5 protein-coding genes and 1 pseudogene are annotated in these 6,988 nt (G+C 65.8%); 3 read left to right on the top strand and 3 right to left on the bottom strand.

What is annotated here, in order from left to right:
- Positions 1 to 136: pseudogene (locus U9977_RS27060) on the bottom strand (cysteine--tRNA ligase); the annotation flags it as partial.
- 108 nt (positions 137 to 244) lie between these two features.
- A complete protein-coding gene (locus U9977_RS15525; RefSeq protein ID WP_322749973.1) occupies positions 245 to 865 on the bottom strand; it encodes a hypothetical protein in 621 nt (206 codons plus the stop codon).
- 593 nt (positions 866 to 1,458) lie between these two features.
- Between U9977_RS15525 and U9977_RS15520 the strand changes: the two genes are divergently transcribed.
- Complete coding sequence (locus U9977_RS15520; RefSeq protein WP_322749972.1) at positions 1,459 to 2,529, top strand: hypothetical protein; 1,071 nt, start codon at positions 1,459 to 1,461, stop codon at positions 2,527 to 2,529.
- A gap of 40 nt (positions 2,530 to 2,569) precedes the next feature.
- Here U9977_RS15520 and U9977_RS15515 read toward each other — a convergent pair whose 3' ends face one another.
- A complete protein-coding gene (locus U9977_RS15515) occupies positions 2,570 to 3,256 on the bottom strand; it encodes a TetR/AcrR family transcriptional regulator (protein ID WP_416210635.1) in 687 nt (228 codons plus the stop codon).
- A 328-nt stretch (positions 3,257 to 3,584) separates the two neighbouring features.
- Here U9977_RS15515 and U9977_RS15510 point away from each other — a divergent pair, with 328 nt between their 5' ends.
- Both U9977_RS15510 and U9977_RS15505 read left to right on the top strand, forming a co-directional pair.
- On the top strand, positions 3,585 to 5,789 hold the full coding sequence (locus U9977_RS15510; protein WP_322749971.1) for an MMPL family transporter: 2,205 nt from the start codon (positions 3,585 to 3,587) through the stop codon (positions 5,787 to 5,789).
- A gap of 154 nt (positions 5,790 to 5,943) precedes the next feature.
- Entirely contained in the window at positions 5,944 to 6,981 is a 1,038-nt protein-coding gene (locus U9977_RS15505; protein WP_322749970.1) for a DUF692 family multinuclear iron-containing protein, read from the top strand.
- The last annotated feature ends 7 nt before the right edge of the window (positions 6,982 to 6,988 follow it).

Below are 6,988 nucleotides of genomic sequence, written 5' to 3'. Positions count from 1 at the left end.
AGGTGGACGCGTGACCGAGGTGCGTGACGTCGTAGGGAGTGATCCCGCAGACGTACACCCGCGCCCGACCGACGATCGGCAGTGCGGCGCCGTTGAGCCGCAGGGGATCCCGGGAAGACTCTGCGACGGCATCCATACGGCCAGGATGCCACCTTTCACCTGCCGTCTCATCTGATGACCGGTGCCGGCGGGCATATTTGATCTTATTGGACCCGGGTGCGTCGCCTGCGGCCGCAGGGACATGTCACGGGCAGCTTTCCTCGAACTTGACGACATTGAAGGTGACCGGGGTCCCGAGGGAGTAGGGCTTACCGGCGGCTGGGGACGTCGAGCAGATCTTCCAGTTGCTTGCGACCACCACCACCCGGTTCGCGCCGGTGGCGTCATGCACCGTGACACTCGCGTTGGTTCCGAACGCCGGCCGGACGGCGTTCAGCGACCGGCCGGCGAGGTTCGGCATGGTCGTGCCGATATTCGGGACAGCGGTGTCCACGGCTCCCGGCGCTGGGCAGGACTCCTCGAGTTTGACCACACCGAAGTCCACCTTGGTGCTGACCGGATGCGTCCCGGCGGCGGGGGACTGGTCGCAGACCTGCCAGTCGCGGTCGAGAATCTGGTGCCGGCCCCGGCCGAGTGCGTCATGAGATGTCAACGTTGTGAAGCCGGCTGCCTGCGCGGTGTCCTGGGCGAACTGGAGACCCTTGCCGACCAGATTCGGCAGGGTGCCCGTTGCGTCCGCGCTCGTGACGGAACCCGGCTTCGGTGTGCTGCCGCCGGCGCGTCCTGAGCTGACGCCGCCGCTGGGACCGCAGCCGGTCAGGGCGAGCGCCGCCGCCGCTGGGAGTGCGACGACCGCGAGGAGCACGATCGCGGACCGACTGGGGTACCAGACCGGCGCCCGCGACTGCGATCCTCCACGCGACCGCCACCGATGTATCGACACATCATCAGGATGACGCCTCGTGGGGGTTTGTGTCCGGAAAACGGCTTTTCGTGCGGGTGAACCCGCTGACGGATACCGCCGCCAGCGAGATGCGTTTCCAGACGGTGACGGAAAGTAGCCATTGGCTCGTTCATCGGTGGGAGTTTCACGGTATGTATCTATAAAATAACAGATTATTGCTATTGATCGTGTTAATGATAATTTTTCACAATGAGCCTTGGTGGTCACCTGCCCGGATACTAATCTGCCTTATTATCACGGTTGGTAGTCGAGGCCCGCACAAGATCTGCTGATGGAATGCGCGCCTCGGGATGTTCTGCGGTGTCGGAATCAACAGTCGGGGGGTAAGGGTCCGGCCGCGGCCGCGAGGGCGAATGTTGCATCGTCGTTTGTGGCGATCATTTATGCGCACCGGGTGAATCGACTGTGTCGTAAGGGGGAACGAGCCCTACCGCCACGGTGCGGTGGTCGCAAGAGGGAGTTCTCGAAAGAATGGTCACGAGAGAGGGGCGTCCGTGCGTACGCTCGAACCCGAAACCCTCGACCTCGGCGCCATCGAGGTGGACAAGCTTGCCAACGGAATAACCTTGAGTCTCCTTATTCCTGCCCGTGGCCCGGAAGCGGCCCGGACGTTGGGAGGAATAATCGCCTTAAACCGCCGGCGCTGGATGTTGGAAAGCAAGATCCTGGACGAAATCGGCGTTGTTGTCGATCCTTCATCCAATGGTGACGATCACGAATTGATACGAATTGCGAAGGAAGCAGGGGCGAGTTGGGTTGTACGGGGAAGTTCAGTCATCGAACGTCATGCGGCGTGCGAATCTTCTGAACGCGGCGGTAAGGCCGGCGCGATGCGCAGCCTTGCCTTTCTGGCGTTCGGTAATCGGTTGATCTTCCATGACGCCGATCTGGAATGTTACGATCCACATACGATTGGGGTGCTTGCGGCCGCCGCGACCGCCGGCCGGGCGCCTCTTTTCGTGAACGGCAGCGCCGAACGGGTTACCGGTGACGGCCAGGCCGGGGGTCGGACCACCGAGATGCTGCGTTCCCTGCTCTCCAAGCAACTTTCCCGTTACGTTCCCGCGGTCACCGACATACAACAGCCCCTGATCGGCGAGTTCGTGATCGATGCGGATGTCTTCGCGTCACTGGCTTTTTCCCGCGGATATGGCGTTGAGACCTCCCTGAAGGTGCTCGCACTCGACCTGCTCGGCACGACCGACTGTGCTCAGGTCCCGATACCGGCCAAGTACCAGGTCGGCCAGCATTACCATGACCTGGTCAAGCAGTTTCATGAGATAGGCTTCACTGTCGACGTGCTTGAGGCGTACTTTGTTCGGCGTCGGCTCAACCCCGGCGTAGCGATCTGGGAGATCGCAGACAACTATGACCTGCTCTACCCCGGGCGCACCTATGCGCTGCGCCGGCCGGCTGGCTACGACGACGCGGCGTTTGTTCCCCGCCTTGGCTTCTATCGTCCGCTGACGATGTCGCCTGCTTACCAGGCGCGCATTCCTGAGATCTCCGTTGCACGGCACGAGGCGTTGGCTGCGCTTGAACGTCGAGCACGAAAACCGATGTGACGTCGACGGTACAGTCGACGGCGCAGCCGGCGGCAGTACGTCAGTCGTGGTCGGTCATGAAGTCCACGGGGCCCCGGTAGCCGCAGCGGAGCAGGACGTCGAGCATCTGCTGGTCGAACAGTGCGCTCGCGTCCCCCATCACCGGCGGGAGATGGCCCAGGAGTTCCAGGGACAGGAAGCCGTGCAACTGTGTCCACACGATCAGGCACCCTGCCAGCCCTTCCGGTGGGATCGGGTTGCCCATCTCCTCGCGCCAGGCTCCGACCTTGGCATGCAGCGTCGGGGTGAGCTCGGCGGCGAAGTGGGACGGGTCGAGCAGCCCGGCCCCGATCGACTCGGCCATACAGCGGAACAGCACCTGCACCGCCCGGTCCATATCCGAGCAGAGCTTGGTGTCGGGTGGTGTGTAGTCGGGCACGAGCGTCCCGAAAATCAGCATGTACTCGGTGACGTGTTCGTGTGACCACTGACGGTAGGAACGTGTCACGTTGAGCCATCGCTTGGCGTGGTCATCGGATGGCGCGAGCGCGAAGGCATCCTCGAGCGCGTCCGCCAGCGAGCGGAACCCGTCGGCTATCAGTGCGGCGATGAGCTCGTCGCGACTGTCGAAGTACCGATAGAGCGCGGACGGGGTCAGGCCCATCGTCCGGGCTACCGCCCGCAGTGACACGCCAGCCGCGCCATGGGCGTTGAGCTGGTCGCGAGCGGTCTGCTTGATCTCGTCAATGGTCGCGAGTCGGAGGCGTTCGCGTCTCGAGGCCGGCTTAGGAGGCTGCTGAACAACGTCTGTCCGGCTCGCGTCCCCCCGCGTCCCGCCTGGCGTCGTTGTCGTCTGCCCGGATAGAACACCGCTATCCGGGCCTCCTGCGCCTTGCCAGTCGGGCGCGGATGGCCCGCTCGCGGATCGAACGCCGTTATTCAGCGGCCTCCTGGTCACGTGGGCCATGCTGTGCCGCCCAGTGAACACTGTCAACTTTCTGGGCGATATGTCTTGACTGTGGCCGGTGTGTGCGAACACTGTTCGCTGGAGCGATGACAACTCTCTGGGGGTCCTGGTGTTCGCAAGACTCGCGCACGTGGTCACGCGCCGGCCCAAACAGCTTGTGCTGGTGGCCCTGCTGGTCGTGGCCGCTACGGCAGTGCTCGGTGTGGGAGCGTTCGGGAAGTTGTTGACCGGGGGCTTCGCCGATCCGCAGTCGGAGTCCATCCGGGCGGAGCATGCAGTTGACGCACATTTCGGCGGTCAACCCAACCTGGTGCTCCTCGTCACGGCCCGGTCGGGAACGGTCGACGACCCCGATGCCGTGGCCGGTGGCAGGGAGGTCGTCCGTCGGCTCGCTGCCGAACCGGGGGTGAAGCGGGTGATCTCGTACTGGGACGGAGGCGGTGCTCGGTTGCGTTCCACCGACGGTCGCCACGCCCTTGTCGTGGCCCGGGTACCCGATAAGGACCGAGCCAAGGAACTGGTGACCGGCTACGAGAAGGTCGTGGACGGCGCTGCTCCCCTCACCGTGACGCCAGGCGGCGGGGCGACCATTAACAAGGACGTCAACAGTCAGGTCACCAAGGACCTCGCCGTGGCCGAAGCGATAGCCATTCCGATCACGATGGTGCTGCTGGTGCTCGCCTTCGGCAGTGCTGTCGCAGCCCTGCTGCCGCTGGTCGTCGGCGTGGCCGGCATCTTCGGCGGGCTTGCCATCCTTTCCGTTCTCGCCAGCCTCACCGACGTCTCGATCTTTGCGGTCAACCTCACCACCGCGCTCGGGCTGGGTCTGGGTATCGACTACTCCCTGCTGATGGTGAGCAGGTTTCGTGAGGAGCTCGCAGCCGGGTCGGATCGCGCCGACGCGGTCGCGACCACCATGCGCACGGCCGGCCGCACCATCCTGTTCAGCGGCGCCACCGTCGCGGTGGTGCTCGCGGTGATGTTGGTGTTCCCGCCCTTCTTCCTGAAGTCGATGGCCTACGCCGGCATCGCCGTCACGGTCTTCTCGGTTCTCAGCGCGCTGCTGGTCGTACCCGCGGTGCTGATGCTGCTCGGCCCGCGGGTCAACGCGCTCACGGTCGGCCGGGCGCGGTCGGGCTCAGCGCAGGCGGCCGAATCGGGTGCCTGGCGGGCCATCGCGTCCGCGGTCATGCGTCGGCCGGTACTCACCGGCGTGCCCGCTATCGCCCTGCTGCTGGCGCTCGGGATCCCCTTCCTGCACGTCTCCTTCAGCGCCCCGGATGACCGGGTGCTGCGCAACACCGCTGCCAGCCGTCAGGTCGGCGACATCGTCCGGGCCGACTTCTCCTCGAACGTCCCCGCGGCCACGACCGTCGTCGTGCAGAGCACGGCGCCCGTGGACGGCCAGGCGCTCGCGTCCGGGCTGGCCAGGTACGCGGGTGAGCTTTCGACCGTGGCGAACGTGGCCGGCGTGAACAGCGCCGCAGGCACCTTTGCCGGCGGCCGCCAGAGCGCGCCCGCCGGCCCGGCTGACGCCCGGTTCACCGCCGGAACCGTCACCTACCTTGAGGTGGTTCCCTCGGTCGACCCCGCATCCAGTGCGGGCCAGGACCTTGTCAAGGCAGTGCGTGCACGGCCCGCGCCGGCGGGAACATCCGTACTCGTCGGCGGGCCGTCGGCCGCCCTGGTCGATGGAAAGCACACCATCGCCGCCCGGTTGCCGCTGGCCATCGGGTTGATCTCGCTTGCCACGTTCGTGCTCCTCTTCCTGTTCACCGGTAGTGTCGTAATGCCGATCAAGGCGTTGATACTCAGTGCGCTGTCGCTGACCGCCGTGCTCGGAGCCGCCGTCTGGATTTTCCAGGACGGGCATCTTTCTGGCATGCTCGGTTTTCTTCCGGGGCCGCTGGACACGTCCATGCCGGTGCTGCTGTTCTGCATCGCCTTCGGTCTGTCCATGGACTACGAGGTGTTCCTGCTGTCACGAATCAAGGAGGAGCACGACCGCGGCGTCGACAACGCCGAGGCCGTCGCGGCCGGCCTTGCCCGCACCGGACGGATTGTGACCACTGCCGCGGCCCTGCTCGCGGTGACCTTTGCGGCGTTTGTGACATCGTCGGTCACCTTCCTGCAGATGCTCGGCCTCGGCACCGCGCTGGCGATCGTCCTGGACGCCACCCTGATCCGGGGGGTGCTGGTCCCGGCGTTCATGCGGTTGGCCGGCAGGGCCAACTGGTGGGCGCCCCGGCCGCTGCGGGCACTGCATTCCCGGATCGGCCTGGCCGAGGCGCCTGCATCGATACTGGACAAATAGGAGTACAAACAGTCGGACGAATAAGCGGGAATTCCATCGAGACACCATTGTGGGTCTTGTCACGACCACGTATGGGGCTCTAATCTCGATCCATCCGAGTTCGTCTGGACTGTAACTGTGGGCGGGTGGAAACGGTTCCCGGCTGGAGGCCTTGATGGCGATCGTGCGCAGTACTTCCGCCGGTAACGCAGCCGCCGGTAACGCCGCCGCCGGTAACGCCGCCACCGATGTGGTGGGCCGGGCGCTGCGGGATGGAGCTCCGCTGCGGGGCGTGGAATTCAGCTGCGAGGCGAGTACCGAATTAGATCTTGCCGCGGCGGCGGCCGATGACGCGGCGGCGCGGCTCGCGGCTTCGGTCGCCGACGGGTCGGCTGCCCCGGTTCGCTACTACAGCCTGGGAATCCTCTCCGACCAGGCCGACCTCGCCCAGCATGCGCAGGAGGTGCTCGGCGGCCGGGGGCTGGCGCTGACCCTCCATCCGATGGACCTCGATCTCGCCGGCACGGACCCGCTGGACATCTCCGTCCTGCGGGCTCTGCGCGACCGCGCTCGGGAACTGGACGCTGCATGGGTGACCACGGACCTGGCGATGTGGGTGCGCGGCGGCGAAGCGCTGATCAACAATCTGGTGCCGATGCCGCTGGTACCCGAGGCCGTCGACTGGTGTGTGCCGCGGATCTGCCGGGCTCAGGATGTGATCGACCGGCCGATCGTGATCGGGAACGCTCCCTACCCGTTCATCGTGGGCAACACCGACGTCCTGCCGCTGATGGCAGAGATCGTCGAGCGGACCGGCTGCCTGGCCACGATCGACATCGGTCACCTCTATGGGCTGCGCCGCCAACAGGGCCGGCCGCTCGAACAACCGGGGGATGACAGCTTCTGCTGGGATCACGTGGTGGAGGTCCACCTTGCCGGTCTGGTCGAACGGGTACTGCCCGGCGGGGAGCGGGTCTTCGAGGACTTCCACACCGTCACGATTTCGCCGGGGGTGTGGGAGCTGGCCGCACGGCTGGTGCCACGGGCGAGGAATCTGCGCGCGCTCATGGCCGAGTGCGAGTTGATGCCCCGGGCAGACCTCGTCCACACGATCTGCCGACTGGCGTCGGCCTTACCCCGGTGGCTGCCCGGGGAGGATCCCCCGCAGGAGCGGTGCTCCGACGATGCCACCTGCGGGAGCCGGCTGACGTGATGCCGGT

This window comes from Protofrankia sp. Cas8, assembly GCF_963555845.1.
In the GTDB taxonomy this organism is placed as follows: Bacteria; Actinomycetota; Actinomycetes; order Frankiales; family Frankiaceae; genus Protofrankia.
Note: the sequence above shows the minus strand (reverse complement) of the source record. Positions and strands in the feature narration are given on the sequence as shown.